The sequence below is a fragment of the Microbacterium sp. NPDC056052 genome, from assembly GCF_042266785.1.
In the GTDB taxonomy this organism is placed as follows: Bacteria; Actinomycetota; Actinomycetes; order Actinomycetales; family Microbacteriaceae; genus Microbacterium.
This window is the reverse complement of the sequence record NZ_JBHJWV010000003.1, coordinates 399,833-425,656: the sequence shown is the minus strand read 5'-3', so window position 1 is coordinate 425,656 and position 25,824 is coordinate 399,833. Positions and strand designations below refer to the sequence as shown.

Annotated in this window: 45 protein-coding genes; all 45 read right to left on the bottom strand. The window is 67.6% G+C overall.

Features of this window, described 5'->3' with window-relative positions:
* Position 1: 1 nt before the first annotated feature.
* Positions 2 to 460 (bottom strand): hypothetical protein, encoded by a 459-nt coding sequence (locus ACFC1J_RS08680; protein WP_375904378.1) that lies wholly within the window; start codon positions 458 to 460, stop codon positions 2 to 4.
* Positions 457 to 1,413 (bottom strand): hypothetical protein, encoded by a 957-nt coding sequence (locus tag ACFC1J_RS08675; protein ID WP_375904376.1) that lies wholly within the window; start codon positions 1,411 to 1,413, stop codon positions 457 to 459. Before ACFC1J_RS08675 ends, ACFC1J_RS08680 begins: the two co-directional genes overlap by 4 nt.
* Positions 1,410 to 2,489 (bottom strand): hypothetical protein, encoded by a 1,080-nt coding sequence (locus ACFC1J_RS08670; RefSeq protein ID WP_375904374.1) that lies wholly within the window; start codon positions 2,487 to 2,489, stop codon positions 1,410 to 1,412. The genes ACFC1J_RS08675 and ACFC1J_RS08670 overlap by 4 nt, the downstream gene beginning before the upstream one ends.
* Positions 2,490 to 2,498: 9 nt before the next feature.
* A complete protein-coding gene (locus ACFC1J_RS08665) occupies positions 2,499 to 3,248 on the bottom strand; it encodes a hypothetical protein (RefSeq protein ID WP_375904372.1) in 750 nt (249 codons plus the stop codon).
* A 9-nt stretch (positions 3,249 to 3,257) separates the two neighbouring features.
* A complete protein-coding gene (locus tag ACFC1J_RS08660) occupies positions 3,258 to 5,225 on the bottom strand; it encodes a phage tail tape measure protein (RefSeq protein WP_375904370.1) in 1,968 nt (655 codons plus the stop codon).
* Entirely contained in the window at positions 5,218 to 5,505 is a 288-nt protein-coding gene (locus ACFC1J_RS08655; RefSeq protein ID WP_375904368.1) for a hypothetical protein, read from the bottom strand. Before ACFC1J_RS08655 ends, ACFC1J_RS08660 begins: the two co-directional genes overlap by 8 nt.
* A gap of 89 nt (positions 5,506 to 5,594) precedes the next feature.
* On the bottom strand, positions 5,595 to 5,855 hold the full coding sequence (locus ACFC1J_RS08650) for a hypothetical protein (protein ID WP_375904366.1): 261 nt from the start codon (positions 5,853 to 5,855) through the stop codon (positions 5,595 to 5,597).
* 84 nt (positions 5,856 to 5,939) lie between these two features.
* Positions 5,940 to 6,521, bottom strand: a complete 582-nt coding sequence (locus ACFC1J_RS08645; RefSeq protein ID WP_375904364.1) for a hypothetical protein — start codon at positions 6,519 to 6,521, stop codon at positions 5,940 to 5,942.
* A 64-nt stretch (positions 6,522 to 6,585) separates the two neighbouring features.
* Positions 6,586 to 7,017, bottom strand: a complete 432-nt coding sequence (locus tag ACFC1J_RS08640; RefSeq protein ID WP_375904362.1) for a hypothetical protein — start codon at positions 7,015 to 7,017, stop codon at positions 6,586 to 6,588.
* 2 nt (positions 7,018 to 7,019) lie between these two features.
* A complete protein-coding gene (locus ACFC1J_RS08635) occupies positions 7,020 to 7,256 on the bottom strand; it encodes a hypothetical protein (RefSeq protein ID WP_375904360.1) in 237 nt (78 codons plus the stop codon).
* Position 7,257: 1 nt separating this feature from the next.
* Positions 7,258 to 7,608, bottom strand: coding sequence for a hypothetical protein (locus ACFC1J_RS08630; RefSeq protein ID WP_375904358.1), 351 nt, complete (start codon positions 7,606 to 7,608; stop codon positions 7,258 to 7,260).
* Positions 7,596 to 8,126 (bottom strand): hypothetical protein, encoded by a 531-nt coding sequence (locus tag ACFC1J_RS08625; RefSeq protein ID WP_375904356.1) that lies wholly within the window; start codon positions 8,124 to 8,126, stop codon positions 7,596 to 7,598. Before ACFC1J_RS08625 ends, ACFC1J_RS08630 begins: the two co-directional genes overlap by 13 nt.
* 16 nt (positions 8,127 to 8,142) lie before the next feature.
* The gene (locus ACFC1J_RS08620) at positions 8,143 to 8,391 is read right to left on the bottom strand and encodes a hypothetical protein (RefSeq protein WP_375904354.1); all 249 of its coding nucleotides are present in this window, start codon (positions 8,389 to 8,391) and stop codon (positions 8,143 to 8,145) included.
* A gap of 118 nt (positions 8,392 to 8,509) precedes the next feature.
* A complete protein-coding gene (locus tag ACFC1J_RS08615) occupies positions 8,510 to 9,814 on the bottom strand; it encodes a phage major capsid protein (protein ID WP_375904352.1) in 1,305 nt (434 codons plus the stop codon).
* A 16-nt stretch (positions 9,815 to 9,830) separates the two neighbouring features.
* Positions 9,831 to 10,610, bottom strand: a complete 780-nt coding sequence (locus ACFC1J_RS08610; protein ID WP_375904350.1) for an HK97 family phage prohead protease — start codon at positions 10,608 to 10,610, stop codon at positions 9,831 to 9,833.
* Positions 10,611 to 10,620: 10 nt separating this feature from the next.
* On the bottom strand, positions 10,621 to 12,567 hold the full coding sequence (locus tag ACFC1J_RS08605) for a phage portal protein (protein WP_375904348.1): 1,947 nt from the start codon (positions 12,565 to 12,567) through the stop codon (positions 10,621 to 10,623).
* Positions 12,568 to 12,580: 13 nt separating this feature from the next.
* Positions 12,581 to 12,790, bottom strand: coding sequence for a hypothetical protein (locus ACFC1J_RS08600; RefSeq protein WP_375904346.1), 210 nt, complete (start codon positions 12,788 to 12,790; stop codon positions 12,581 to 12,583).
* A 15-nt stretch (positions 12,791 to 12,805) separates the two neighbouring features.
* Positions 12,806 to 14,452, bottom strand: coding sequence for a hypothetical protein (locus ACFC1J_RS08595; protein WP_375904345.1), 1,647 nt, complete (start codon positions 14,450 to 14,452; stop codon positions 12,806 to 12,808).
* A gap of 4 nt (positions 14,453 to 14,456) precedes the next feature.
* Positions 14,457 to 15,008 carry a hypothetical protein gene (locus ACFC1J_RS08590; RefSeq protein ID WP_375904343.1) on the bottom strand — a complete coding sequence of 184 codons (552 nt, stop codon included), beginning with the start codon at positions 15,006 to 15,008 and terminating at the stop codon, positions 14,457 to 14,459.
* A 111-nt stretch (positions 15,009 to 15,119) separates the two neighbouring features.
* On the bottom strand, positions 15,120 to 15,404 hold the full coding sequence (locus ACFC1J_RS08585; protein WP_375904341.1) for a hypothetical protein: 285 nt from the start codon (positions 15,402 to 15,404) through the stop codon (positions 15,120 to 15,122).
* Complete coding sequence (locus ACFC1J_RS08580) at positions 15,404 to 15,571, bottom strand: hypothetical protein (protein WP_375904340.1); 168 nt, start codon at positions 15,569 to 15,571, stop codon at positions 15,404 to 15,406. The genes ACFC1J_RS08585 and ACFC1J_RS08580 overlap by 1 nt, the downstream gene beginning before the upstream one ends.
* Before the next feature lie 2 nt (positions 15,572 to 15,573).
* Positions 15,574 to 15,876: an HNH endonuclease signature motif containing protein gene (locus tag ACFC1J_RS08575; protein ID WP_375904338.1), complete on the bottom strand. Its 303-nt coding sequence runs from the start codon at positions 15,874 to 15,876 to the stop codon at positions 15,574 to 15,576.
* 125 nt (positions 15,877 to 16,001) lie between these two features.
* Positions 16,002 to 16,169: a hypothetical protein gene (locus tag ACFC1J_RS08570; protein ID WP_375904336.1), complete on the bottom strand. Its 168-nt coding sequence runs from the start codon at positions 16,167 to 16,169 to the stop codon at positions 16,002 to 16,004.
* 261 nt (positions 16,170 to 16,430) lie between these two features.
* Complete coding sequence (locus ACFC1J_RS08565) at positions 16,431 to 16,751, bottom strand: hypothetical protein (protein WP_375904334.1); 321 nt, start codon at positions 16,749 to 16,751, stop codon at positions 16,431 to 16,433.
* Positions 16,744 to 16,989 carry a hypothetical protein gene (locus ACFC1J_RS08560; protein WP_375904332.1) on the bottom strand — a complete coding sequence of 82 codons (246 nt, stop codon included), beginning with the start codon at positions 16,987 to 16,989 and terminating at the stop codon, positions 16,744 to 16,746. The genes ACFC1J_RS08565 and ACFC1J_RS08560 overlap by 8 nt, the downstream gene beginning before the upstream one ends.
* A complete protein-coding gene (locus ACFC1J_RS08555) occupies positions 16,986 to 17,405 on the bottom strand; it encodes a hypothetical protein (RefSeq protein ID WP_375904331.1) in 420 nt (139 codons plus the stop codon). The genes ACFC1J_RS08560 and ACFC1J_RS08555 overlap by 4 nt, the downstream gene beginning before the upstream one ends.
* Entirely contained in the window at positions 17,399 to 17,560 is a 162-nt protein-coding gene (locus ACFC1J_RS08550) for a hypothetical protein (RefSeq protein ID WP_375904329.1), read from the bottom strand. The genes ACFC1J_RS08555 and ACFC1J_RS08550 overlap by 7 nt, the downstream gene beginning before the upstream one ends.
* The gene (locus ACFC1J_RS08545) at positions 17,557 to 18,018 is read right to left on the bottom strand and encodes a hypothetical protein (protein WP_375904327.1); all 462 of its coding nucleotides are present in this window, start codon (positions 18,016 to 18,018) and stop codon (positions 17,557 to 17,559) included. The genes ACFC1J_RS08550 and ACFC1J_RS08545 overlap by 4 nt, the downstream gene beginning before the upstream one ends.
* On the bottom strand, positions 18,015 to 18,455 hold the full coding sequence (locus tag ACFC1J_RS08540; RefSeq protein ID WP_375904325.1) for a hypothetical protein: 441 nt from the start codon (positions 18,453 to 18,455) through the stop codon (positions 18,015 to 18,017). Before ACFC1J_RS08540 ends, ACFC1J_RS08545 begins: the two co-directional genes overlap by 4 nt.
* A gap of 2 nt (positions 18,456 to 18,457) precedes the next feature.
* Complete coding sequence (locus ACFC1J_RS08535; RefSeq protein WP_375904323.1) at positions 18,458 to 19,294, bottom strand: hypothetical protein; 837 nt, start codon at positions 19,292 to 19,294, stop codon at positions 18,458 to 18,460.
* Positions 19,287 to 19,442 (bottom strand): hypothetical protein, encoded by a 156-nt coding sequence (locus ACFC1J_RS08530; protein ID WP_375904321.1) that lies wholly within the window; start codon positions 19,440 to 19,442, stop codon positions 19,287 to 19,289. Before ACFC1J_RS08530 ends, ACFC1J_RS08535 begins: the two co-directional genes overlap by 8 nt.
* On the bottom strand, positions 19,426 to 19,896 hold the full coding sequence (locus ACFC1J_RS08525; RefSeq protein WP_375904319.1) for a single-stranded DNA-binding protein: 471 nt from the start codon (positions 19,894 to 19,896) through the stop codon (positions 19,426 to 19,428). The genes ACFC1J_RS08530 and ACFC1J_RS08525 overlap by 17 nt, the downstream gene beginning before the upstream one ends.
* Positions 19,893 to 20,096 carry a hypothetical protein gene (locus tag ACFC1J_RS08520; RefSeq protein ID WP_375904317.1) on the bottom strand — a complete coding sequence of 68 codons (204 nt, stop codon included), beginning with the start codon at positions 20,094 to 20,096 and terminating at the stop codon, positions 19,893 to 19,895. Before ACFC1J_RS08520 ends, ACFC1J_RS08525 begins: the two co-directional genes overlap by 4 nt.
* Entirely contained in the window at positions 20,093 to 20,269 is a 177-nt protein-coding gene (locus ACFC1J_RS08515) for a hypothetical protein (protein WP_375904315.1), read from the bottom strand. The genes ACFC1J_RS08520 and ACFC1J_RS08515 overlap by 4 nt, the downstream gene beginning before the upstream one ends.
* The gene (locus ACFC1J_RS08510) at positions 20,253 to 20,957 is read right to left on the bottom strand and encodes a hypothetical protein (protein WP_375904314.1); all 705 of its coding nucleotides are present in this window, start codon (positions 20,955 to 20,957) and stop codon (positions 20,253 to 20,255) included. The genes ACFC1J_RS08515 and ACFC1J_RS08510 overlap by 17 nt, the downstream gene beginning before the upstream one ends.
* Positions 20,958 to 21,287: 330 nt before the next feature.
* Positions 21,288 to 21,584 carry a hypothetical protein gene (locus ACFC1J_RS08505; RefSeq protein ID WP_375904312.1) on the bottom strand — a complete coding sequence of 99 codons (297 nt, stop codon included), beginning with the start codon at positions 21,582 to 21,584 and terminating at the stop codon, positions 21,288 to 21,290.
* Complete coding sequence (locus tag ACFC1J_RS08500; RefSeq protein WP_375904310.1) at positions 21,581 to 21,796, bottom strand: hypothetical protein; 216 nt, start codon at positions 21,794 to 21,796, stop codon at positions 21,581 to 21,583. The genes ACFC1J_RS08505 and ACFC1J_RS08500 overlap by 4 nt, the downstream gene beginning before the upstream one ends.
* Positions 21,793 to 22,197, bottom strand: coding sequence for a hypothetical protein (locus ACFC1J_RS08495; protein WP_375904308.1), 405 nt, complete (start codon positions 22,195 to 22,197; stop codon positions 21,793 to 21,795). Before ACFC1J_RS08495 ends, ACFC1J_RS08500 begins: the two co-directional genes overlap by 4 nt.
* Positions 22,194 to 22,856, bottom strand: coding sequence for a DNA cytosine methyltransferase (locus ACFC1J_RS08490; RefSeq protein WP_375904306.1), 663 nt, complete (start codon positions 22,854 to 22,856; stop codon positions 22,194 to 22,196). The genes ACFC1J_RS08495 and ACFC1J_RS08490 overlap by 4 nt, the downstream gene beginning before the upstream one ends.
* Positions 22,853 to 23,311, bottom strand: a complete 459-nt coding sequence (locus tag ACFC1J_RS08485) for a hypothetical protein (RefSeq protein WP_375904304.1) — start codon at positions 23,309 to 23,311, stop codon at positions 22,853 to 22,855. Before ACFC1J_RS08485 ends, ACFC1J_RS08490 begins: the two co-directional genes overlap by 4 nt.
* Positions 23,308 to 23,967 (bottom strand): hypothetical protein, encoded by a 660-nt coding sequence (locus ACFC1J_RS08480; RefSeq protein ID WP_375904302.1) that lies wholly within the window; start codon positions 23,965 to 23,967, stop codon positions 23,308 to 23,310. Before ACFC1J_RS08480 ends, ACFC1J_RS08485 begins: the two co-directional genes overlap by 4 nt.
* Entirely contained in the window at positions 23,964 to 24,941 is a 978-nt protein-coding gene (locus ACFC1J_RS08475) for a YqaJ viral recombinase family protein (protein ID WP_375904300.1), read from the bottom strand. Before ACFC1J_RS08475 ends, ACFC1J_RS08480 begins: the two co-directional genes overlap by 4 nt.
* Complete coding sequence (locus ACFC1J_RS08470; RefSeq protein ID WP_375904298.1) at positions 24,938 to 25,240, bottom strand: hypothetical protein; 303 nt, start codon at positions 25,238 to 25,240, stop codon at positions 24,938 to 24,940. The genes ACFC1J_RS08475 and ACFC1J_RS08470 overlap by 4 nt, the downstream gene beginning before the upstream one ends.
* Positions 25,237 to 25,530 carry a hypothetical protein gene (locus tag ACFC1J_RS08465; protein WP_375904297.1) on the bottom strand — a complete coding sequence of 98 codons (294 nt, stop codon included), beginning with the start codon at positions 25,528 to 25,530 and terminating at the stop codon, positions 25,237 to 25,239. The genes ACFC1J_RS08470 and ACFC1J_RS08465 overlap by 4 nt, the downstream gene beginning before the upstream one ends.
* Complete coding sequence (locus ACFC1J_RS08460; protein WP_375904295.1) at positions 25,527 to 25,763, bottom strand: hypothetical protein; 237 nt, start codon at positions 25,761 to 25,763, stop codon at positions 25,527 to 25,529. Before ACFC1J_RS08460 ends, ACFC1J_RS08465 begins: the two co-directional genes overlap by 4 nt.
* Positions 25,764 to 25,824: the final 61 nt, after the last annotated feature.

Below are 25,824 nucleotides of genomic sequence, written 5' to 3'. Positions count from 1 at the left end.
GTCAGCTCCCTGCCGGCGCCCACACCATGGCGCCCTCATCGGTCTGGTCCTCAAGGTCGACCCACACCACGTTCGTCACACCCGACAGCGGCGGACCGAACGCGGCGATGATCGCCCCCGGAGGGAAGTGGTTGATCAGGTCGGAGATATCCCCGCCGTCACTGGGCACGACAAGGAACTCCCACTCCGCATACCGGTACGCCCAGTTCGCGGGATCCTGCTCAGAAGGATTCGTGACCCATCGCATGAACGGCCGGTAATACACGCCAAGCTCAGACTCGAGCAGCACAGTAAAGCTCCCATCAGCGGCGAGCGTGGCCTGCACCTCGACACCGGCGAGCAGACCATCCGCACCGACCGTGTTCGCCAGCGGCCGGAACCACAACTCCGGGTGCATCGCCGCGGGGAAAGGCTGCCCCGCATGGGTCCAAGCGTTCCCCGTTACGGTCACGGTCGTCATACGTCCTCCTGGAAAGGCTGGCTCTCTTCGAGTAGGAAGTCGGCGCCGTGGCGTTCTGCCTTGACGAGCCAGAACACATCCCGCTCGGGCTCGCCGTAGAGTGTGACCTTCCCGTCTGCGACGTCGTCAGCGCCGACCATGAACGGGACTCCCACAGGTGTTACTTGGACGGTCCGTCCAACGGACTTGTTCAGCGCCTCGAAGTAGTCCGGGAGTGCGACCACCGCCCGCCCGTCTCCGTCGAGCGTCGCGCGGCCGGTGTACTCGGTGCCTGACACTGGCGACTCGGTGGATCCATGTCGAAGCCAGGTGCCCGGCTTCGTGGGGTGATCGATGCGGAAGCTCTTCGCGCCGGAGATGTCGAGACTGGTGCCGCTGATCTCTGTCCCCGTGATCGTCCCGAGCGCAAGGATCCGGCTTGCAGTGAACCCACCAACGACGCGCACTGCCGTCGTCTCACCATCTCCCATGTTGATGGTGCTGCCGGAGTGGATGGATCCGCCGAGCGCGCCGTCAATCCACAGCCCGCCGACCTGCACCCGGCCGCCGCCTGTGGGCGTCACCGTCACGTCTCCCGCGAGGATCTGCCCGGAGGAGATCGTGAGCGTGGAGCTCAACGTGGTCGCCCCGCTGATCGTGGTGGTGCCGCTGATTGATGCAGCCCCGTTGATCGAGATATTCCCGTTCACGACGACGGCACCAGTGAAGGTCACGGGCCCAGTAACGTTCTGAGATCCAGAGAGGTTCATGTCGCCCGACCAGTTGAACTCGCCGTCGCCGTGGAGGATCCCGGACACGTAGGCGGAACCCTCGACGAGGAGCCCCTCGGGGGATGCGATGCGCAGCACGCCGCTCGTGACCGACGTTGACCCGACTGGGGACGCCGTTTCGAGCTCGCGGAGACGCCGCTTGATGTCGGTGATCTCCGAGTCGTTCGGGTTGTCGCGTCTCACAGCACCTCCAAGGTGAGTTTTTCGGACAGGTCGCCCGACATGCTCGTGACGATCGCGGACGCCCACCCGTCGTCGAGGAAGTCGTCGCCCGAGATCCACGCGCGGATCGTAGATCCGAGCACCATGGACGGGAGGACATCCGACGCGAGCGGGTTCGGGCTGGTGACCTTGGACGGCCACCGGAACGCGCGGAGCTCGGAGATCGACCGCTGCGTAAGCACGGCCGGATCCGCGAGCGTCTTGAACGACCGGGTGGCGTCGAGGTTCGGGATCGTCGGGCCGGGCACATCGCTATTCCGCCCGAGACCATACTTCATGTCGGCTTCGGAACCCTTGCCGAGCCCGAACACTCCGGTCAGCTGCTTCGACGCGTCCGCCGACACGGGGAACGACGTGAGCCCATGCTCCGGTGCGGTGAGGTCGTACTCGAAGGTCGGGCCGCCGAGCAGCGGCGACCCGATCCGCGCCTCCCATTCCAGGGATCCGGTCGCGGACCACCGCGGACGAAGGTTCAGGTCAGGGCCACCGTCGGCGTCCTCGATCTGCCCGAGCAGCTGCTCCACCGTCTCGAAGTTGTACATCTGCCAGGACCGCGCCTCGGACCCGCCCTCGTCACCGGGAAGCACGATCGGCAACCACCACCCCGACGTGGGCGGGCTCTTCAGCGCGCCCCAGTAGAGGATCTGTCGCATGATCCCGCGCAGCGACTTCCCCGACACGGCCATCACACCGGTCGGCGTGTACTCGGGCACCTGGAACGGCATCCGTGACCCGAAGATCACGCGGACCTCCTTGCTGCGGATCTCGAGCACACCGGTGAACGGGTCGTACCCCCACCCGCCGACGAGGCCGGCGTACACGGGCACATCGTCCCAGCAGGTGACGACCGACCGCGCCCACGGGATGGCGAGGTTCTGCCACGTCGCCCGGTCCAATTTCGTCTCCTCATCGCGCAACTGGAAGCTGTGCGACGCGTCCCCGATGCTCGTGATCGACGACTTCCACCGGCACGCCGATGGACGCACCTGCTGCAACCGGATGCCCGTCTGGGAGTCACAGATCCAGTGCGACCACACGGGCACCTCCTAGATGTACGTGTCGGTGACGATGATCGACATGGACCCGACGGCGCTGATCGTGTGCACGACCCCCGGTGCGGTCGGCGGGATCGTCCACGTCCCGCCGGCGGTGATCGCACCGATCTGCAGCACCCCGTCGCGGTAGAGGCGACCGCTGCGCATCTCGATACGATGCGTCTGCCCGGCCGCGAGCGCCTGCCCGACCGTGATGCTCTTCCCCGCGTCCGTGCTGATCGTGTACGCCCCGCGCGGACCGGTCACCTCAATGACCGGGTCGGCAGGGAAGTTGCCGCGGTGGAACACTTGCTCGCCGGCCGCGTAGGTCCGCTCGGTTCCGTACATGCGAGGGTTCGCCGCCCAGAACTGGACGTCAAACTTCGCTGTGCACGGGTCGGATCCGCTGATCTGCACGACGGGCTGCCCGGCGGCCGCCACCCGCATCCACACGTCCAGGCCGTCGAGATCGACGTCGAGGCGGCGGGACTGTGCGTCGCCGAGACCGATGAGCAGGTTGCGCATGTTGAGCATGGCCTGCGGGCTGGGCTGGATGATGTGTCCGGAGAACGGCAGCACACGCGCGGAGAGGTATCCAGGCGTGCTGAACGACCCGTGTGCGCCCGGCCGCGCGATCTCGTTGCGGCGGATCGCGAGACCACCCTCGACGCCGTCCCACGTGGTCGCGACGATCGCCCGTGTGCGGTCCCGAGGGACGGCCTCGAAGACGAGGCCACCGATGCGCGCTTCTCGACGTCCCACCGGAGCCTCCTACCCGCGCAGCAGCGCATTCAGCTTGTTCGCGGCAACCTGCCCGATCGTCTCCTCCGACATGCCCTCGGACGGCTGCACGACGACCTGCACGCCACCCGACCCACCGCCACCGAGGCCCTCCTCGAGGGCCCGGTTCATCAGGCCGGTATCGACGACGGACTCCGCCCGGCCGGCCTCGCCAAGCACCGCAAGGGTGCCGCCGGGGCGTGGCTTGATCGTCGCCCCGTCCGCCAAGTGCGGGAGCTTCCCGACGTTGAAGTCGATCGCCCCGCCGGTCACGTCCGAGACGAAGTTCCCGACCTCGTTCAGGGAGCCGAGGAACCCGTTGATCAGGTCGATCATCGAGTTGATGACGCCCTTGCCGATGTCGAGGATCCCGTTCCACAGGCCGGAGAAGATCTGCACGATCCCGTTCCATGCCTGCTCCCAGTCGCCGGTGAACACGCCGGTCAGGAACGTGATCACCCCGCCGAGGACTTCGACGAGCATGTTCACGATCGGGATCAGCAGGGTCGAGAGCGCGTTCACGACACCCTCGACGACGGGGATCACAGCCTGAATGACGGCGGCGAGGACAGGGAAGATCGCGGAGATGAGCAGCATGAGCGGGTCCAGCAGCGGTGTCACGGCGGTGAGGATCTGACCGATCAGACCGGCGAGCATCGGCAGTACCGGCAGCAGCGGCGTCAGGACCGTCACGAGGAGTTCGGAGAACATCTGAACGAGGGTCTGCAGCACCGGCAGCAGTGCCGCGATCACGGTCTGCAAGGCCGGGCCGAGCGCGGCCACGATGTCGGGTAGCAGCGGCTGGATCGCCTTGAACACGAGCCCCAACGGGCTGAGGAAGCCGAGGAGTTCCCCGAACTGGGAGAAGTCCATGTCGGCGGTGAGCGAGTTGATCCACTCCATGCCCTTGCCGAGCATGTCGAAGATCGCGGACCCGATCGGCTCGATCGCGGTGAGCGCCCGGTTCTTGAACACCTGCCACTGCTCAGCGAAATCCGCAGTGTCCTTCGCGGCGCCGAGGATCGTGTCCCCGGTGGCGCCGACAGCGGCCTGCATGTCCTGCAGGTTCACGACCCCGGACTGCAGCGCGCCGACGAACTGGGTCGCGCCGCGCGTGCCGAAGATCTGCGACGCGAGATCCAGTGCCGCGGTCGTGTTGCCCTGGTCGACGAACGCCTGCATCTCGCCGGTGACACGCTGGAAAGCGGCCTGCGGTTCCTCGCCGTCCTTCGCGAGAGTGACGAGCCCCTTCGACAGGGACGCCATCACCTGCTGGCTGTTCAGGCCCGCCTTGTCGAGCGAGCCGAGCAGTGCAACGGAGTCCTGGAACGAGAACCCGAGGTTCTGCAGTGCGGGCGCCGCGGCCTGCACACCTGAGGCGAGCTCGTTCATGCTGACGCCGGTCGCCTGCGACACCTGGAACAGGGTGTCCATCGCGCCGGAGACCGCGTCGCCCTCGATCTTGAAGGCGTTGAACGCAGCCGAGGTCGCGTTGATGTCGACGTCCTGGCCGAGGATGTGCCCGGCCTCGAGGTACTGCGACGCGACGGTCGTCAGCGTCTCCCCGGTCAGGCCGAGGCGGGTGTTCAGGTCCGCGACCGCGGGGCCCACCTTGGCGAACTCGACGGGGACGTTCTGGCCGACGTTCTTCGCGACCTGGACGAGCCCTTCAAGCTCGGCGCCTTGCGCGCCCGTCCCGATACGGATCGTGTCGGTGACGTCGTCGAAGATCGACCCGACCTCGTACAGGCCCTTGAACGCGCCGACGACGGCGGTCCCGATCGCGGCGACACCGAGCGCGCCCTTGAGACCGGATGCGAACCCGGCCCCCGAGCGCTTCCCGGCATCGGCCGCCGCGGACTCTGCCCCGCCGAGCTCGCTGACGAGGGTGTCCTGGAGGCCTTCGACGGTGGGGACCAGCCGGATCCAGGCGGTAGCGAGCTCGACACCATCAGCCATCGGTGCCCCCTCGCTTCTGGCCGGCGGAGTCCCACCAGTCGTCGAACTGCGACATCGGGATCGGGTCGCGCCCGAACCGCTTCTTCACGGACTCCCACCAGCGCTGCAGCCGCTTCGGGCGTTGCCCCTTGCCGCGGCGCAGGTTGAAGTTCACGGCCTGCAGCTGGTCTACAGCGACGGCGAGAACCTGCTCGATCCACGACGGCACCTCGTGCCCGTGAACCGCGGCGGCGACAGCGTTGCCGGGGAGCTTCTGCCACCGCCGGGTCAGCACGAACATGTCCCGCCAGGAGAGATCCCCGCCGAGCTGCCCGATGCGGTAGCCGGCGAGGATCAGCTCGAACTCGAACGCCTCCTGGTGCTCGTCGATCAGCTCGAGGAGGCCGAAGATTCCCCCACGCTGATCGCCGACCCCTCACGCCACGCCTTCACGAAGTCGTCGAACTCGCTGCGGTCGAGGAGGTCGATGTGCTCCAGATCCTGCGGGCTGATCAGCTCTTCGAGGATCGTGAACACCTGATCGACCTGCGGGAGTCGCCGGGTCTTGCGGATGATGCCGACCGGGACGTTCTCGAACCTGGGCAGTTCAAGCTCGTGCCCGTCGGGCAGGGTGTGGTGGAACTTCTCCATCATGGGAACCTCGCTTCCGGGAACCAGGGGTTGGGCGTCGCGGCGGGAAGGGTTCCCGGCTCCCCGCCGCGACGGTCATGCAGCTCAGGCCGAAACGACGCCGTCATCGAGGTAGATGTAGACGGACTTTCCGGCGGCGTCCGGGTACGAGGTGAGGGTGACCGGGAGGGTCACGGCGGCGGACGCGAGCAGCGCGATCTCACCGCGCTCGGTGACCTGGCCGTGCGGGACGAAGATCAGGGCACGCCGCTGGCCGTCCTTGATCTTGAAGTACCAGGCCTTCACCGGGCGCATCTCGCCGGCGAGCGCGGCGCGGGTGAGCGTGCCCTTCGTCGCCGTCGCCGCGGTCACGTCGACGTTGTCGTCGCCCATGTAGTTCTTCAGCGACGCCTCGTTCAGCTCGAGGTGCGCCCAGGAGAGCGTCGAGTCGAACTCGGTGAGGATCTTGCGGATCACCCGCAGCGACCAGTCCTTGATCGACTCGGTCGACTCGGTCGGGGTGATCGTCACCCCGTCCTCGTTCACGTACCCGGAGTCGTCCAGACCCGTGAGGGTGAAGTCGTCGATCGTGTCGGGGATGACATCGGTCTCCGGGCCGGTGAGGATCGCTCCAGTGACCGCCTGATCCGGGGCACCGACGAAGACGTTCTTGTTGTTCACGCTCATGAGCGCTGCCCCTTTCAGGCGTGGTTCAGCAGCGCCCCGGTCGGGACGCCGCGAGGGTGGGAACTCAGGCCGTGGTCCTGCGGAGGTCCACGGAGACGGTGGCGGTGAACCGGAACCGGTCCGGCACCTGCGGGTGAGGGAGGTTCGCCGGGAGACCGACGACACGGGCCGCGTAGATGACCGCGGTCCCGAGCGTCCCGACGCGCGCGGCACGCTCGACGGCAGCGAGCATCAGTGCGCACATGTCCCGGGCGCGCTGTTCCTTCACCGCGTACCCTTCGAGGACCAGCAGCGGGGAGTCGGTCACAAGGTCTCGCCCCGCCCCGCCGACGGTCATCACACGGCCGAACTCGGCGGGCTTGGTGGTCTGGGTGGGGATCTTCGTCCCGAGCGTCTGAGCGGCCCGTGTGACGCCGGGGAACCCGTGTGCGGGGAGCACGGTCGAGAGCTCGTCGAGCGCGGCGACCTCCCCGTCGGTGGGGATCAGGAGCTCCACGGTCACCTCCCCGCGTCGATCGCGCGGGTGAGAGCCCGATCTGTCGCCTCTGCCTTCTGCGCCTGCGGTGTCGCAGTGCGCACGAACGCGACCGCGCGGTCACGGTTGCGGGTGACCTGCACCTCGTTGCCGCCGCCGGCGGCAGCGGCGATCGCCTTCGCCCGGGATCCGAGATCCGCGGACACCTCCGAAGAGGTCAGCAGGGCGATGATGCCCTTCTTGTTCAGCTTGATCCGCATGTCACCCCTCCCACTTCTTCAGCAGCAGAATCGTGTGCGAGGTGCGCGGCGACGGGCCCGGCTGACGGACCACTCCCCCATCGATCTGGAACGTGGCGCCGAGCACCGTGATCCGGTCGTGCCGTTCGATGTCCGCGTCGAACGGGCCGCGCGCGGTCCACTGGATGAGCGCCCCGTCACGGTTCTGCAGGTCCGCGACAGTCGCGCCGGCGTCGAGCGCCCACCCGGGCAGGTCGACCGGGTCAGCGTCCGTGAAGTCGGGTTCGAGTCCGCCGCGGCCGTCATCGACCAGGGTCGGCCGTTCCCGGACGATGGTGTGCCGGTCTACGATCCCGCCGATCACGGCAGCCACCCCAGCCGGTATGCGGCGAGGCGGTCCACGTCCGCGGGCTGCAACGCCCCGGAGGTGCGCGTGTAGGACACGGATACCCCACCGGCCTGTTCGCGGCTGATACCCAGCGGGGAACCGAGCGCCCCCGCGGCGAGCTCCAACGTCAACGTGACGATGTCTTCGGGGACCTCCTCGAACCCGGCGGTGAACTTCACCTGCCGGATCCGGCCGCACAGCGACGTCCACCCCGTGTCGAAGTCGAACTCCACCGAGGCTGGGTCGACGGTGACGCCGTCGATCGTGATCTCGTCGAGCGTCGTGATCTGCATCGCCGGCAGCCACACCGCCTCGGCGAACGGGCCCGACCTGCGGAACGTGAGCTGCTCGGCCGTGGCGATGTGCCACCGGCAGTAGTTCCGGATCGTGCGCGTCGCCGCGGCGAGCTCATCTTCCAGGAACGGGGTAGAGGCGGGGACCGCGCCCTGTGAGCGCTCCCCCATCTGATCCTTCGTCGCGAACGACGTCGTGCTCAGCGGCATCCCCGCCACCCCCTCGTTACTCGCTCGCGTCCGGGTCGGACGCGTCCTCGACACCCGACGGCGCAGGCGGCGCGGCCGGCTGGACCGGGCTCTTCGCCGGCGCCTTCTTGTTCGCCGGGGTGCGCGCCTTGTTCGCCGGCGCCTTCGCTGCCTTCGCTTCGCTGCCGAGCACGCCGAGTCGCTTCGCGTCGACGTCGTTCAGCAGCATCGTCGTCTTGTGCGGGTGGCGACCTTCGGTCAGCACCTCGTACTCCTTGAGTCCCATCGCTCCTCCAGAGGATGTCGTGAACATCTGATCGACGGGGGTCACCGTGGTCGTGGGACCACAGGCGCGATGCGGTGCACCGCACACCGGGCACTTCGCCACGGCAACCCCCAATCGGTCAGGATGCGATCGTCGCCTTGACGAACGCCTTCGGCCGGGTCACACCGAACGCGACCCGCTCCTCGCCGAGCACGGCGACGAGGTTGCGGATGAAGAAGTCCGCGTGGGAGTCGGTCGCGGTGATCGACGCCTGCTCACGGTCCCAGAGGACCGCCTTCGAGAAGTCGCCGACGAGGGCGGTCTTCACCGCGATCGCTTCCGACTCGACGATCGGCAGACCCCAGACGGTGGGGATGCCGGCGTTCGCGAACGGGCCGGGACCGTAGAACTGGCCGTCGCCCGAGGCGGGCTTGGACAGGTCGAGGGCCTCGACGTCCTCCGGGTTCATCAGGATCCCGTTCGGGATGACACGGCCGACGGTGCGGACCTTCGTCTTCGCCTTGCGGATCGTGGTGAGCATGTCCGTCGCGAGCGCCTGCGTCTGGATGCCGGAGGTCTGCAGGATGCCGGTCAGGTTCTCACCCGAACCGTCACCGTTGAGGATCTGGTCCTCTTCCTCCTCCGCCAGGTCGGCGCGCAGCTCGTCGTCGATCAGACCGCGCAGCTGCTTCGCATCGGCGAGACCGCGCTTGGTGGCCGGCACCCACTCGGCGATCGTCTTCACGGTCGCCGTGACCTTCTGGAACGCGAGCGTCCCCTCCGGCTTGTAACCACCGCCGGTCGCAGGCACGAGAGCGCCCGCGGTCCCCGGCGCCGTCGGCGCGGCGGCCGTGGTCGCCTCCGGGACGGTTGCCGCACTGGAGAGCTGCGTGGTCTGCTGCACGAACTCGACCGTGTCGGACTCGGTCTGGCGGACCGAGATCAGATCGCGGATCGTGAGGGGGCGGCGTCCCAGCAGCTCGAGGATGCCGGTGATGTCCGTGTTCACGAACGCGCCACCGGAGGTGTCCGACGTGCCGGTGATGAGCGCCTTCACGCCCATCGGCTGCGACTGAACGCGGGCCTTCTCGTTGATCATGCCGCCGTTGAACTGGCCCATCAGGCCCTTGTACTCGGCGGACTCGATGAACATCTGGCCGATGCTCTTCAGCTTCGTCGGCTGGCGGTACGTATCCGCCTTGGACTTCTCGCCGTCGGGCGTGCGCTCGAGACCGAGATCGAAGCCGATCGCGTCGAGCGCGGCCTTCACGTCCGCGGATGCCTTGTCCTTCTCGAACTCGACCTTCGCGGCCTCGTAGGCCTTGATGTGGGTGGTGGCCTGCGCGACCTCGTCGGGGGTCAGATCGCGACCATCCGACTCAGCCTTCGCAGCGATGTCGCGGGCGGCCTTGAGCTCAGCCCGCATCTTCTCCTGGGGGTCCATTGCGGATCCTTTCGTTTCAGAGGTTCCCGAACTCGCGCTGTGCGAGCTCGATTCGGAGACAGGTGAGGGCGGACGGGCTGACGCGCAGATCCTCCGACTTGACCCGGTCGGGGCCCTCGTCGTTGATCCCCGCTTGACCGGCGGCCTTCGGTTCCTGGTTGCCTGCCTCGAGCTGAGACAGGACGCTCTTGAGATCGGTGACCGTGACGCCAAGCGTTTCGACCACCGCGCGCAACGTGTCCTCGTTCTTCGCCGACAGGACACGTCCTGCCTTCACTCCGTCGATCAGCGCGTCGACGGCAGACTTCACAGCAACGACGGAGGTGTCGCGGTTCGCCCCGATCGGCACGAAGGAGAACTCGAACACCTCGAGGTCGCGGAGTTCGTTCGCCTTCGTGCCGTCCTCCAGCTGCACCTGACCTTCGTCGAGCGTGTCGAACGCGAACGACAGCTCGCGCAGGCGCCCTGCCTTCACGAGCCGGTACGTCTGCGGACCTTTCGGGGAGTCCATGTCGAACATGCCGCGTACGCGCCACCCGTGGTCGTCCTCGGACTCCTCGGTCGCACCCGCGACGAAATAGTCGGGGTCGTCCAGGCGGTGCCCATACAGGCCCGGCAGGCTGACGCCCGCGTCCTTCCGGGCGGCGATCCCGCGCGCGAACGCGCCCTTGGCGACGATGTCGCCGTATGCGTCCGGCGTGCGGGTGAACGTGGACGGATAGACGATGAACTCGCCCTCCGCGAGACCGTCGTCGGGGCCAGCCTTGAATGCGACCGGCAGGCTCTTGATCTTCACGGTTGTCCTCCTACTCGAAGTTGATCTCGACGTCGCAGGAACACCCAGCGACCTCGTCGACGTCCAGCGCCGAGGAATCCCCGGGCCACTTGGCGCCGTTGCTGAACACGGAATCGATCGGGACCGTCTCGCCTGCCATCTGGGCGTGCGAAGCGCGCGGGTTGCCGGACGTGACGATCCACGTCTTCGTCGCCTGTCGCTGGCCGCGCAGTTGCTGCACAGCTTCGACGGAAGCGAATCCCGCAAGCGCAGTCGTGAGCGTCTGTCCTGCCTGCTGGGAGCGCGCGGCCTTCGCGACCTCGAACACCCGCGCCACCCCATCTGTGCCTTCGGCTGAGGCCAGAGCCGCAACGATCTCGGACTCTGTGACCGCGTTGATGCTCTTGGCGTTGGAGTCCGAGACGACCTGCATCCACTGCATGGTGCGGTCGACGTCATACTCGTCCGGGTCGATCCCCAGGCGTTCGAGTTGCTTCCGCGCGACGTCGACCGTGATCAACGACGACAGCGCCAACAGATCCCCGCCGAGCTCCTTGTCCCAGCGGGCCGAGTCCCACCAGGTGGCGGCCTTCTCGCCGAGCGCGGAACGCACGCTGCGCTCCTGCCGCGCAAAGAACTCGGCGAGTACCTGCGTCGCCTTCGCGATCTGCGGGGACGTCGGCCGAGCCTTCGTCCGCAGCATTGCTGAGATCGCCTTCGCCTCGTCATCGGACGAGAGAGTGCCGCCACCAGACCCCGCAGGAACCTGATCCGTCGGGGAGGCGAGGCCACCCACCAGCACGTTCAGCGGCACGACGAGCTCGTCGGCGCCGTCGATGCGCGGCAGGTTCAGCCGGCCGCGGGCCTCGTTCCGGGTGAGGAACGGGGCACCGACCGACGTCTGCAACTGCGACGCCTGCTCCTCGAACGAACCACGCAGCTTCTCCAGCATGTTGAACTCGACATACAGGGCGTCGGCATCCTTCGGGAAGTCCGCGCGGATCAGCTGCAGGAAGATCTCCTGCTGAACCTCCTGCAGAATCGGCCCGAGGGTGTCCTGGTAGAGCATCTTGTGCTGCTCTTCGATGTTCCCGAACGTGGCGTTATCGAGGATCCCGACCATCGGCGGCGGGATGAAGTACGCCGACGCCGCCTCCTCACGGGAGAGCTTGCGAGATTCGATGTACTGCATGTCCGCCGCGGAATGACCCGCCGGCACGAACTGCATACCGTCCTCGAGCACCGGCGTGCCGCCCGCCTCGGTCGCGGTCTGGCCGGTGTACTGAGCACGCCATCCCGTTCCGAATCGCTGCCGAGCGGCATCCGACCATTCGGCGCCCGCGGGACGGGTGATGTACCCGCCGATGCGGGCGCCATTGCGGAGCGACTGCTCGCGCATCTGCCCGGCTGCGAATTCTTCCGACAGGATCCGACGCAGCGACTCGATCGGCGACAGCCCGTACCGCTCGTCCTCGGGGTTGTAGCCACGGAAGTAGACGCACTGGTCAGCCGGGATCTTCGTCTTGCCGCGGTTGCCCTTGATCACGAATCCGCTCGGCGAGAGCCAGTTGTCGTCTTCGGTGATCTCCCACAGGCGCGGCGGGATGCGGGTCAACGCCATCCCAGCCGATTCGCGGGTCTTCACCCAGAGCGCACGGTCGTAGATGCCGCGGTCGGCGATCAGATCCCGGATCAGCCGGTAGCCGGTCGTGTACAGGTTCGGGGATCGCATCAGCTGCGCGAACGGGTGGTCCGTGACCCGGCGGCGGTCGCTGTCGTCGACACGCTCGAACGTGTGCAGCGACAGCTGCGCGACGTTGCGGGCGAGGAAGTCGACGACCGTGCGCACGCTCTGCTGCTTGCGGTACAGCTCGGCGTAGTCCATGGAGAGGTCATCGCTCAGCCGCAGCGATGAGGGCGCCTGGTAGGACGGCTTCTGCACGGCACGGAGCGTTCCCTCGGAGACAGCGAAGACCATCGTCTGCTCCTTCCTACGGGGCCTGCACGAACAGGACCCGTGCGCGGTCGATGATGGTGTCGCCGTCGAGCGGCACCGGCTCGGCGCCGGGCTCGTGGTAGATCGCGTTCTTCAGGACGAGCAGGTTCCCTGGGTCCCTGAACAGGACCCCCTCGATGGACGAGCCGTCGTCGAGGTTCACCACGACGCGGCGCAGCAGCAGCACCTTCCGGAACACGCCCACCTGGGCCTCCTCGCTTCAGACGACCATGAGGCCGTGGCTCTCGTACGCGGATGCCTGACTGGGCTCCGGGTTAGTGAGCAGCAACCCGACCGCCGCGATGAATGCGAGCAGCGGCGCCGGGTCCATCGGGGAGCCCTTACGGTCGATCACCCAGCCGTCACCGATCGCCTTGATCTGTGCCGTCGTCGCAGCAATGTCCAGCGGGGGCTGCACGCCGTGCGACAACCGCACGCGCTCCCGGAACTGCTCCGGCGTCTCGTCCGCGGGGGCTTCGTCAGCGGCCGCGACCTTGACGAGGTCGTAGACCGTCCCGTGCCACCCGGAGAGCTTGTCCTCGCCCCACGGGGTGATGTCGATTCCGGCATCGGCGAACTCGTCCCACATCGACGAGATGGGTGCGCCTCGGCGCTGGAACGCGACATGCTCTGGTGCGACCTTCCGCAGCGGTGACTTCAGCCATGGGATGACCCAGTCCGGGCCGGCGCGATGCGCGACGATCTCGCCACGGATCCTGCCCTCGGTGTCCCAGAACGCCAACGCGATGTACACCATCGTGCGTTCGTACGACATGTCGATGCCGTAGCACGCCGGCCGCGCCGGATCACGGGTCACGCCGCGTTCCGCGCGCTGGTCTTTCGTGTCGAGCAGGTTCGCCCAAGCTCCGGTCGGGAATGGTCCTGCCCCGACGAGGTTCACGAACTGGCACATCACCTCGGTACGGAACACCCACTCCGGGTCAGTGCTCGCGGCCGCGGCGATCGACCGCTGATCGATCGTGTACCCGAGCGAGGGATTCGCTTCTGCCCAACCCTCCCGGTCCCAGACCGAGCGGCCAGGCGCTGCGGACCACTCGAAGATCCCGAGCGAGTCGTCCTCGGGCATGCCCTGAGATTCATCGACGGCGTCGAGGTCGTCGAGGCCGTCCTTCCCGTCAGGCCACCCGAGCGCACGGTGCGCGAGCGACCGCAAGCGACGCAGCACCACGGACGCCGTGTCACCGGCATTCGATGCCGCCCAGATCTGCGCGAGCCGGCGCGCCATCGTGGTCTTGGTGACCGCGCCCCACGCCTGCCAGTTCTGATGCTCGCGCAGCTCGTCGAGCAGCACTAGGTCACCCGAGAGCCCACGGCCGCCGCGACGCGACGCCGCAGCGACCTTGTACCGCTCGCCGGTGTCCAGGCGCAGTGCTTTCTTGCCATTCGTCCGATCGACGTGCTCGATCAGCTCAGCAAGCTCCGGGATCCCCTCAGCGATCTCGACGGCGCCCGACCACTGCTCCTCAGCGATGTCGAGCGACTGCGCCGTGCCGATGACGAGCGGCGCACCCTCGGCGTACATGCGCCACAGGCTGAGCACCTGCATCAGTGTCGACTTGCCGTTCTGGCGGGCGACGAGCAGCAGGACCGTCTTGAACCGGTACGTGCCGTCCGGGTTCAGCTCGAGCGCCCGGATCAGCAACGCCCGCTGCCAAGGAAGCAACTCGATCTCGAGGATTTCCTCGGCGAACTCGATGCAGGCGAAGCCCTTCGATGTCGCCGGAGTGAGCTCGCGCAGCGGCGGCGTGCAGATCCGAGGTTCGGTGCACCCGACCCGACGGCGGAACGACTCCGCCCGGTTCGGGCCGCCGATAGCGCGCGCGTACGCCGGGCCGGGGCCCTTCACCGCGCTACGCCGACTTGCCCCCGCGGAGCGCGTGGAGCTTGGCCTTCTTGCCACCTGCGCCCCCATCCTTCACCCCGAGCGCCTTCCGTCCGACCGGGGAGAGGCCGAGCTGATCGCAGTACTTCAGGTAGGCCGAGATCGACACGTTGTCGTTCTGAGGCACCGCCGGCCGGGCGCCCTTCGCCTGTGCAGCGTCATCGAGCGCCCAGTCGACGATCACGTCCCACGCGTCGATCTTCCGCGCGAGCGCGCGCAGCGCTTCGATCGCGCCAGCGTCAGCGTCCGTCAGGTGTGCAGCACCGGCCTCGATCGCCTTCTCCGTCGCGGCAACCATGTCCACCGGGCCACGCGTCGTCACGATGCTCGGCAGAACACCGGGCATCAACGCGTCACGCATCTCCGGTGTCAGCGACGACGCCTCCATGATCCGGTCACCGACAACGCCGCGCGCGGCGTCCGGCGCCCGCGGCGTCACGATCGCAACGGGGACGATGTCGAGGTTCTTCGCCTCAGCCATCCCATCGCGCTTCGTCGCGGCCACCACGATCACTCGCATCGGGATCCTCTCCTCGCGCGCGACCCCCTCCTAACCGGTCGGGGGGAGATAGATCACTGCCGGAGAAATGGCCTGTGGTCGAAGGTCATAGAGATTGGGACGCCCCTACCTCTACGCACGGATGATCTCTCCGGTGTCGGCGTACACGGTGTCGACGGAGACGCCGCGGTGACCGTGCCCCTGCACAGACCGAAAGATGATGCGGCCACCCGAGTTGAACGTGATGCGCTCGGCGCCGTTCGCTCTCGTCACTCGCAGCAGATCAGCCTCGTCCGCGTGGTGCAGGCACTCGTCCATAGACGCCCGCGCATCGCGGCCGTGGATTGATAGGACCAGGATGCGACGCCCCTCGTGCGCCTCGGCGACCATGCCAGCAGCGACGTAGCGGTTCAGCATCAGCGGACCTCAGCCTTCGGTGCCTGACGCCACTTCGCACCGGTCTCCGTGATCTCGTAGTGACCCGGTGCGGCATGCGTGGTGAACGTCGACTGGGTCTCGTGCACGAGCACCGTCTTCCCCTTCAGCGGCCCGGACGTGAGCTTCACCCTGCGCATGTTCTCCATGATCAGAACTCCTCCGAGGTCTCACCCAAGGCGACAGGACCGTCGCCCTCTTGCTTCGACCGGTTGCAGCGGACATGTGAGGGCTGGCAGTTGGTGGGGTCGAGCATCAGCTCGGGCTTCCCCATCGCCAGGCACCGTTTGCGGCTGATCTTGTGGTCCAGCTCGAAGCTGTCCGGTTCGTTCTTCGCACCGTCGTAACGGATGTCCGCTTGGCCGCACAGCGCACACGGTGCGTTCCTCGCCTGCCACCCGGCCTTCAGCGTGCTCCGGAGAATCTTGTAGGCGCGGGAGTGGATCACGTCCATCCGCGGCGCCTCCTACAGCTTCGAAGGTGCGTCTCCCCTGCTGAGCGCCCAACCCATGAACGCACGCCACGTGTTCAGCCAGACGACGACACCCGTGATGCCGAGCACGATGCCGGCGAGGATCTTCACGTCAACGCCAAGCGGGCCAACGTGAGGTGCTCGTTGCCCTCCAGGTTCGGATGCTGCTCGAGAAGAGCATCGAGTGCGGCGTACGCGTTGTCGCGCTCAGCCTGCAGGCGGCTGATCTCGTCCAGTGCCCCGTTGAGCGTCCGCTCCCAGGTCATGCCGAGCATGGTCAGTCCGCATCCCCGAACGCGGCATCGTCACAACAGACGGCCGCGGCCCACGCCGACGTGTACTCGGCCGTGCAATGCGAACACACCCACATCTCCCGAGAACCCATGACAACCTCCCCGGGAACGACGAAGGCCCCTCCGAGATGGAGAGGCCTTCGACAAAGAACTTGTGCAAGCACAGCTTAACAGAAATCAGCGACACGTTTTATCGCCGGTCCTCAGCGTGTCGCTGTTCCTCATCGGACAAGCTGCGGATGCTCATCGTGTCTCCTCACTCCGGGACGTGCGATCTGGGACGGCGCACGATGCACAGATCGAGTCGCCATCCTCGTCGATTCCAACGGCAGGTCGGCGCACACAGTAGGAGCACACAACACCCTCCACGGTCGCGGCGTAGTGCGCTCGCACCTCCGCTTGCGTTGTCACGCCCAGTACCTCGGCGCGCAAGTCGTCCAGGATCTCCAGCGTTCGCGTCGTGAAGCAGTCGCGCTGCACGAGGCGACCAATCGCGATGTCAACGCCACGCAGGATCGGGTTCGTCGCGATCGGCTCGGACTCGCCGGGGAACAGCTCACTCATCGCTCGCGCCAATCGTGCGATTCGGCGCTTCGAACTCGTCGAGACAGAGATCATCTGACTCGTCGAGATGCCCCACCCAGAGGACGACGCCGCCCTCGTGCTCGTCCCAGTTGCGGTCAGAGCACTCCTTGCAGACTTCGAGCGTCAAGCTTGGGCACTCGTCTTCGTGGGGGCACAGACCTTCCAGGCAGTCGAGGTCGAACGTCGTCTCCGTGATCTTCGTGTGCGTCGCGCTCATCGTTCGTTCCCTTCCGTGTGGGGCGTGTTCTCCTCGACCGGTTCCCATGGGCCAGCAGATACAGCCTTCGTGCGCCGCTCGATGTGCGCGCCGTCGAAGTACTCGGGCTCAGGATCGCGGGCCGGGGCGGCTTTCACCCCGTCGAGCGTTTCCCCGTCCTCCGAGTCGCCTGCCCCGAACGGCCAAGCATGCTCACCGTCCGCTCGAGCCCACCGGTACTCCCATTCGGGTTCCCGCTCGGCCAGGGCGGAAGCACGCACCTCAGCATCATGAGCAGCCATCCAGCGGTCGATTTCCTCCAGGCGGCCTGTGTGCGCCTGCTGATAGTCGGTCGCGTAGTACGCCGGCATGACGCGGGAGCCATGCACCCACGCTGAGCGCACTTCCTCGGTCGTCGGCGTGTAGTCGGTCACCATTGCGCCTCCACCTTCATCCGGAACCCCTGGCGCGCCTTGCGGCGGGCCGCCGATCGTGCCACGAAACGCCAACGCGTCTTCCGGATCACAGTCCACCCGGCTCCCGCGCTCTTCTCACAGACCCACCAACGGAACTGCGGCTCGTAGTCGGTCATCGGCCATCCTCCTCTTTGGGGTGCATCTGGCGCCGATGCTTGGCGATGTACGTTTCAACGAAGTCGGATCCGCAATCGGGGCAGACCTTGCGAATCTTCAGTGCCTTCCGCGCGCGGCCCCGCTCTCGCTTGCATTCGCGACACACGAGTCCACTGGTCGGACTCTCATACGAGACCTTCGCAACGGCTCGAAACCGGCGTGCGTTCTCGTAGTACACGGCCGCTAGTGGTTCCACTTCACCCGGCCCGAGGTGGGCATGGACCAGGCCGCCATGATCCGTGCGCTTAGCTTTGCTTCCCCACATCCAGCGCGCGAACGGCTGGACGGCGTCCAGCTTCATCGAAAAGCTGTTCCCGTCGCCATGTCCTGTGACTACACCGATCTCGCCGAAGTCGACATACTCTCGGCGACCGTAGGTGCGCATCACCTTCGTGCCGATAGCCGGACGCCGCTTCATCGTTCTCCTCCCTCTGTAGCGGCAGCACGCAGAGCGGCACGCATGCAGGTCATCTCCCAGTTGCTAGCGACGATCCTCCGACGAGTGAACTCGTCTACGTCCTGCCCCTTGTACGCCTGGACGGCTGCGAGCACCACCGCGTCGGACGGCCCGCCCTGTACGGTGCGGAACCGCTCCAGGGTGTTAGCTGCCTCCCGCATCAGATCATGAGCGGTGCTATCGGTCCGAGCGCGTTTACACAGCGCGTCGATCAGTTCCCGCTCGTCGTCGGTCGGGGTGTTCGCCTCCTCGAACAGGGCCACGAGCTGAGCGAGCAGCGACAGACGCTCGTCGTCGGATTCGCCAGCACGGATCCGTGCCGCCTGCGACGGCGTCGCGGACGACGCGGCACGCTCGATGTTCGCCTTCGCCTTCTCGATCAACTGCTCACGGTACATAGTCATGCTCCTTCTCCGGCCGGACGGCCGATCTTGATCGAGTCCCGAACCCGTCGCAGATCCGAGAGACGGAACATCGCCACCCGGGCGCCGGCGATCGTCACCGTGCGAGCAGGCTCCACGAGCCCCTTCCTCCGCCACCTCTGCAGAGTGCGCGCCGTCCCCGCGAACTCCTCCGCCTGCACTCGGGTCAGCATTGGATCCCCGAGCTCAGCAACCGGCAACGGCGTCCCGGCAGCGTCGTCGGTCTCCGCCGCCCAGGCCGGTTCGCCCTTCGTGCGCCGCTCAACACCCCACTTCGCCCGGGCGTCCGCGAACGACCAGAACCCGCGGATCCCATCGGCGTCGAGCTCGTTCCGGTCCATGAACCCCGTGGCGAGGTCCTCGACATGGTGGTGATCGTTCACGAGACTGTCGACAGCCTGCTCGAGCGACTGCGGGAACACGAACGCCTGCCACGCACCCCACGTCGTCACCAGGTCATTCAGTGCGTCGAGGAGCTCCGCGTCGACCGGCGCCAGAGGCTCCGACGATCCCCCACCACCCGGCGCCTTATCCGTCGGCGTCGCCTTCGTCGGATCCGCGAGCGACCGGAGTCGGCCGATCAAATCCGGGGCGTCATCGATCAGACCACGCAGCCGGCCATAGCACCGGTTGCAGATCATCGCGTTATCCCGGGCGGGTGACTCGGCGCAGCCCTGGCACTCTGGCTTGTACGCGATCACCTGGACGCCGGCCGCGACGTAGCGATCCCGCGCCTCCGCCAGCCCATAGTCCGCGCACGTCGCGTAGTGCACGCCGTGCTGCTTGCACCCTCGGATGCAGAACCTCTCAGCCATGAAACTCCGCCTCATGCTCGGCCGCGCGCTCAGCGAGCGCCACGATCTCGTCCCCTGCCTGGATGCCGCACAGCAGCTCGCCGCAGCGCGGGCAGCGCACGAACAGCACGCCCTCGTCGTCGGCGTGAACCTCAGAACGGCGTGTCATCGCTCAACCCTCCCCACGCGTCATCCGAAGTCGGTGTCGACCATGCTTCGTCAGCCGCCGGCGCGCTCGGCGCCGTGCTCCCAGCCGAGCGAGCCGCGCGCGTGACCTGCGCCGTCGCGTAGCGGAGCGAGGGGCCGATCTCGTCGACCTCCAGCTCGATCGCCGTGCGGTTCTGGCCTTCGCGGTCCTGGTAGGAGCGCTGACGCAGGCGTCCGGATGCGATGACCCGCATGCCCTTCGTCAGCGAACCCGCCACGTGCTCGGCGAACTCGCGCCACACGGACGCACGGAGGAACAGCGCATCGCCGTCCTTCCACTCGTTCGCCTGGCGGTCGAAGGTGCGCGGCGTCGAAGCGATGGTGAAGTTCGCCACCGGCAGCCCGTTCTGGGTGTAACGCAGTTCCGGATCCGCCGTGAGGTTGCCGACGACCGTGACCACCGTCTCGCCGGTCATCGCTTCTCCCCCGTCATCGGCTCGAGGCGAACACGGATCGCCGCGCGGTCGAAGAAGTCGTCCGGAAGCTCGATCGTCAACGGCATCACGACATCTCCGTCGCGAGTAGCCGCATCTCGGGTCCTCGCGAGTTTCACGACCGAGAACCTGCCCCAGCCCGTCCCCTTCCGCAGGTGCAGGTACACCGTCTTGCTGTTCATGCTGCTGTCCTCCTCGTTGCCCCGAGGTACTTCTCGCGGGCGATCCTTCGAACGGTCTCTTGCACGGTCTCGTCGGCCTCGGCGAGCAGCCGGAGGCGGAAGCTGTAGTCCCTCTCGAACCGCCGCGCGGTCATCTCCACGAAGTCGGTGAGAGCATCAGAACGGCTCGTCATCCCACACCCCCTCTGTCTCCTGCTTCGCCTCGTGATAGTCGGTGAGCTTCTCCTCGTAGACCCGGGTGAGCATCCACTCGTCCCGGATCCTCCGGGCGTCTCCGCAGGGCCCGCATTTCTTCTGCCCGGCACCTCCCGGCATGTGCTTGTCGCAGAACATCGGCGGGGCATCCAACGCCCAGGGGCGCTCCGGGCGCTCCGGCGCCGGCACCCGGTCCGCCTGCACCGCGTCCCACGCCGCGGCCCGCGCCGCCCCCTCGGCCCGCACCTCCTCCCGCGCCCGCTCCCGCGCCCCCACGCGCCCTCCCCCCACAGCCACGGGATACCCCGCGGGAAGCCGGCCGAGGTTCTCCGGAGGTTCCGGGGATGTGATGTGCACATCCCGCATGTCCACCTTCAGCGGGTGCCACAGCAGGATCCACTCGTCGCCGAAGTGATCGAACGTCGTCAGCCACCCGGCGTCCATGAGCATGTACAGGTGCCCCTCGACCCGGCCCGCGACCAGATCCAACGGCTCGCCGGTCTTCATCCGCCGCGCGAGCACTCGCGGATCCGCGAGCACCCGCCCCAGCGGGTCCGCATTCAGCCACAGCCAGAACGCGGTCGGCTTCGCCTCGTCCGGCACCCCGGCGAGCGTGTCCAGATCCGTCGCGCTGATCTTGCGCTGCTTCGTACGCTGTCCTGACATCGTTCCCTCTCGCGAAGCCCTTGATGCACAGGTCAAGGGCAAGATTCAGATCCTCCGGCTCGACGGTGAAGCACTCCGTGTACCCCTTCCCGCCGGGGCCGAGCACGTCCTCCGCGTGCGCCCACGACCGGAACGCAGCCACGAACGCGCGACGCAGAATCCGCAACGCCTCCCGCTCCCACGAGGCGTCCGTGTTCCGCTGGCAAACGACCACAACCCATCCGCGATCGATCCACCGCTGCACCCGCGAGAACCGCCAGGCGCGACCGACCTTCAACGTCCACGACCGGGGATCCCAGACCACATACGTCATCGCGTACGTCGGCATGCTCATCGCGACTCCTCCTCAGCCTCTTCCTCGGTCATGGCGCGGAAGCACCACGGGCACCGACCGCGGCCGTCGATGAACGTCACATCGCCGTCAAACTCGCAGTGCCGGTTCGTCTCCGGGTCGAGCAGACGGTCGCAGACCGTGTAGAGCTTGTGGACGACCGGCAGCAGCGGCGTGACGCGCACGCCCTCGTCGAACAGTCCGCGCACGAGACGATGAGGCAGGCCACCAATCGCTACCCGCACTGCTTCGACGAGGCGATCGAACTCGGCGTCGCGCTCTGCATCGGTCGTCATCGTGCACCTGCCTTCATGTCGTTGCGGACGCCCGCCCGCCAGCCCTGATGTGCTTCGCTCGTCTTGGAGCACAGGCCGTACTTGTCGAGCCGGTTGCAGCGCTGACCGCACAATCGGCACGTCGGGGATCCCGCCTGTATCACGTCGATCTCCTCGAGCGCGGCCAGCGTCACCGCACGGTCGGGCTTCCAGTCCGGCTTGACGTCGCTCACGAGAACACCTCCCGTGCACGCCACTTCATCCAGTCGTCGCCGTACACCGAGCAGCCCATCTCCATCGCGACCTCGGACGAGATCCGGATCCGCTGCACGCCCTCGAGGCGGTACCAGGCGAACTCGTGCGGGTAGAACACGGGCACGTGCTCGGGGTTCGCCCAGCGGCGCACCTTCCAGCCGTTCGCGAGTGCCATCGTCTGCAGGGCGTGCTCGCACGCCTCGTTACAGGCGAGGCAGAGGGTCAGCCCATCGATCGGAGTCGGGAGGTTCTTCGACCCGCCCATCCCGACCGCACGGCGATGCTGGAACGACAGCCCGATATCCGCCGCGCACGAAGCGCACCGGTACCCATCGCGGACGTACACGGCCGTGCGCGTCGCCGTCGACGGGGCGGTCATGCTGCCACCGCCTCTCGGATGTGCTGCGCGATCTGCAGGCCGATATGCTCTGTGTAGGCGGGCGGGATCGCCTCGCTGAGTTCGCGCAGTTGCATCCAGTCGATCCCCATGGCCTTCTGCTGCGTCTCGAGCGGGATTCGCCACACGCCGACTTCCACAGTTCGGCGCAGGTTCGTCCGGTTCGTTGCCGGCGGGAATCGTGGCGTCTGCCATGCGTGATCGCAGGGCGGCGGCACGAGCGGGATGTTGCTCTCGAACAGCCGGTGACGGCGTACGTCCAGGGCGAAGCTTGACCCGCAGTAGCAGACCGGTTCGATGAGCTCAGAGCGGGCCATCTCGACGTTCTCGATCACGTACGGCCGGCCCAACTCCTGCAGCACCTCACGGGTCTGCGGGATGAGGTTCAGGTAGTTGTCGCCGACGCCACCTCCGCGCCGCCTGTATGCGGTGAACTTCTGGCAAGGCGGCGACGCGTGGATCGCATCGAACTCGTGCCCGTGTGCGCGAGCGAATTCGATCGCGTCAGCCACGTGGTGCTCGAACGGGTAGCGGTCCTGCCCGTTGATGTCGACGCCGACGACCTCGAAGCCTGCACGGTAGTACCCCATCGCCGCGCCACCTGCGCACGAGAACAGGTCGAGCAGCTTCGGGCGGCTCATCGGTGCTCTCCTCGGAAGTTGGCGTTCAGGGACCGGAGGATCTCGATGTCTTCCTGGATCGCCGCGGCGAAGTCCTTCGCGTACTCGAACGCGAGCCAGGCATCGTCTTCGGCGTCGAGCGCCGCGATGACCCGCTCGTCGGCGCCGTACGCGAGCTCGCGGAGCTCGGTGAGGGTGGCGCGGGGGAACTCGGCGCGCAGATCCTTGACCGCGCGCCCTAGCGCCACCTTCTTGTCACGCTGCGCCTTGCGGAGGATCCCCCGGTAGCGGCTCAGCGCGCGTGGTGCGCGGGCGTTCGTCTCGCGTGCCCGGATCAGCGCGCCCGCGGCCTGCACGGGCGTCGGGAGCACCGCGAGCAGCTCATCCTCCGACAGCGCAGCGAGGTTCAGCGGGACGAGCTCCATCGACTCAGGGGCGTCGTCGGTCACCTCACCGGTGGACTGGTCGACGTTCACTTCCGGCGTCCCTTCGACTTGGCGCGGCGGGCCGCGCGGTTCGTCGGGGCAAGGAAGTCCTGCGGCATGCCCTGCTTCGCCTCGCTCGGGCGGAGGGCGCCCGTCGCCGTGCGCACCTCGGCGGCGGGCTCCTCGGCGGGCGCCCATGCGGCGGCCGTGAGCCGGTTCCGCAGCTGCGTCTCGAGCTGCGGAGTCACGGCGCGGGCGCGCTTCATCTCCTCGTGCAGAGCGAGCACGGCGCCGGCGCTGTTGGCTGCGTCGATCTCGGCCTCCCAATCGCGCGCTGGCGCTGCCGGGGTTGCCGCAGTCTCGTCGGGTTCGCGGCGGTCCCCGATCACGTCCCGGAACGCGCGGCGCAGCGCGGCGCGGACCGTGTAGGCACCGAACAGCTTCATCGGCTTCGCGAGCCACAGGGCACGCCAGGAATCCTCGGCGGGCAGGGACTCGCCCCACGCGACGTAGACCGTCGTCGGGATCCCCGCGCGGTGCACGGTCGCGCGTGCGGCGACCGGCGGCTGCTCGGCGGCCCAGAACGGGGCGAACACCTGGCCGTCGGCGGAGAACTCCGGCGGGTCGATCTGCACCGTGTCGCCCGTCGAGATCGCGAGGCGCTCGTACTCGGCGAGAGTCTGGGCGACGTCGTCGATGTTCGTCATGCTGCGTCCTTCGTCTCGGTGACATTCAGGCGTGAGGACGCCTTCGGTCGGGTGTAGAGGCGCATCGCCATGGCGCGGACCTCCTCAGCGCGGCGGACCATGTCGACCCACTCGCGGTAGGTGTTCGGCTCGGCACGCTCCCATGCGTCCTCGTCAAGGACGTCGGTGCTGGTGATCGAGAACGTGAACCCTGCACGGGTGCCGGCCGCCTTCTTGCCGTGCTCGTCGGCCTCCTGTGAGGCGTAGACGCGGATCGTCTCGAGTGCTGCGGCCTCGGCCTTCTTGTGTGGGGCCATCGCGGCGCGCGCGTCGGCGACGATCGCGAGCGCCTCGTCAACGTCGGCGGGGAGATCGTCGTCGGCGACGGGGGCGCCGGCGGCGCGCCACGCCATGAACGCGTCGGCCTCCTTGAGCAGCTTCGCGATGCGGGCGTCGTCGCGCTCGACCCAGCGGTAGCGGGGTGCGTCGAGGGTCGGGGTGCCGTCCTCCCCCATGACCTCCCACACGTACAGCCACCAGCGGACCTCAGTGACGAACATGCCGAGCTGCATCTGGTCGTAGTGCTCGGCCGGGATGTCGTCACGGTCACCCCAGCCGAAATCGTGGGACTTGCACTCGACGCCGAACGCATCGCGGACCGGGTCGAAGCCGAGGCCGTCCGGCGTGGCGAGGATGTGCCGCATGTCGGGGTGCGCGAACAGGGACGCGTTCGCGGCGCACAGCGCGACGTGCGAGCACGCCCACGCCAGCAGGAACGGCTCCCGCTCGTGGCCGCGCTTCGTGTGCTGGTTGCCGCGGAACGTGGACCCGTTGAGCTTGTCCGTGAGGATGCGGCGCCAGGTGCCGCGGCCGCCGACGGCGATCGCGTGGATCTCGGAGGCGGTGACGCCGGCGGCGCGCGCAGCGAGGCCCTCCTCGGATCCGAGGGAGTCCTCCGCGACCATGTGCAGCGGGCGGTCGATGATGTCGATCACGCGGGCACCCCCAGCATCGCCTCGAACTCGAGCCGCTCAGCGACGCTCTCGGCGCGCTTCGCGATCGCGCGGCGGACGCGGGCGGCGTCCTCGCCCACGCAGGGCTGGATCGGGGTGAACGGGATGTCCTCGAAACGCTGAGCGCTGGCCGCGCGGCGACGGCGGTGATCTGCCTTGTGCTGCACGCGCACCGCGACGGCATTCGCCTTGCACGCCTCGCAGCGGCAGCGGTGCTTGTTGTAGCAGGTCTGCGCGGCGCCGTGCGAGTGCGACGGCGGGCAGACGGTGGATGCGCTCATGCTCGGTTCCTCCCGGGGATGAATGCGGCGACGAACATCGCCAGAACGATCAGGACGGCGAGGTCAGCGCCGTTCCAGACAGGTGCGGCCGCCGCGATCCCGACGGGTGCGGCGATGATCAGCGCGACGGTGAACAGGGCGATGCGCCACGGTGCGACCGCGCGCAGCACAGGACTCGGCGTGCGGGGCGTGACCGTGATCGGGGCTTCGCACCAGCAGCACTCCTCCCGTGCCTCGTCGCGGCAGCTCTCGCAGTGATCGCGGTAGAGGCAGGCCTTGGCGAACATCACGCAACCTCGTCGATCGGAGCGGTCAGCGCCGGGACGTCGATGAGGCGGACGTGCTTGGACGCGGAGACCGGGACGATGGTGACGATCTCGACCGGCTCAAGCGCGAAGAGCCGCATCTCCTCCGCGACCTCGGCGTCGAACGTGTCGAGGAACTGGCGGCGGCCGCCGAGCGTCGGATGTCCGTCTCGCTCTTCGACGGCGAGGAACGTAGGCTGAGGGGTGCTGGTGGACATGTGCGTGTCCTCCTTCGTTTTCAGGTGGGGCGTCCGGTGCAACGGGCGCCCCGCTTTCGTG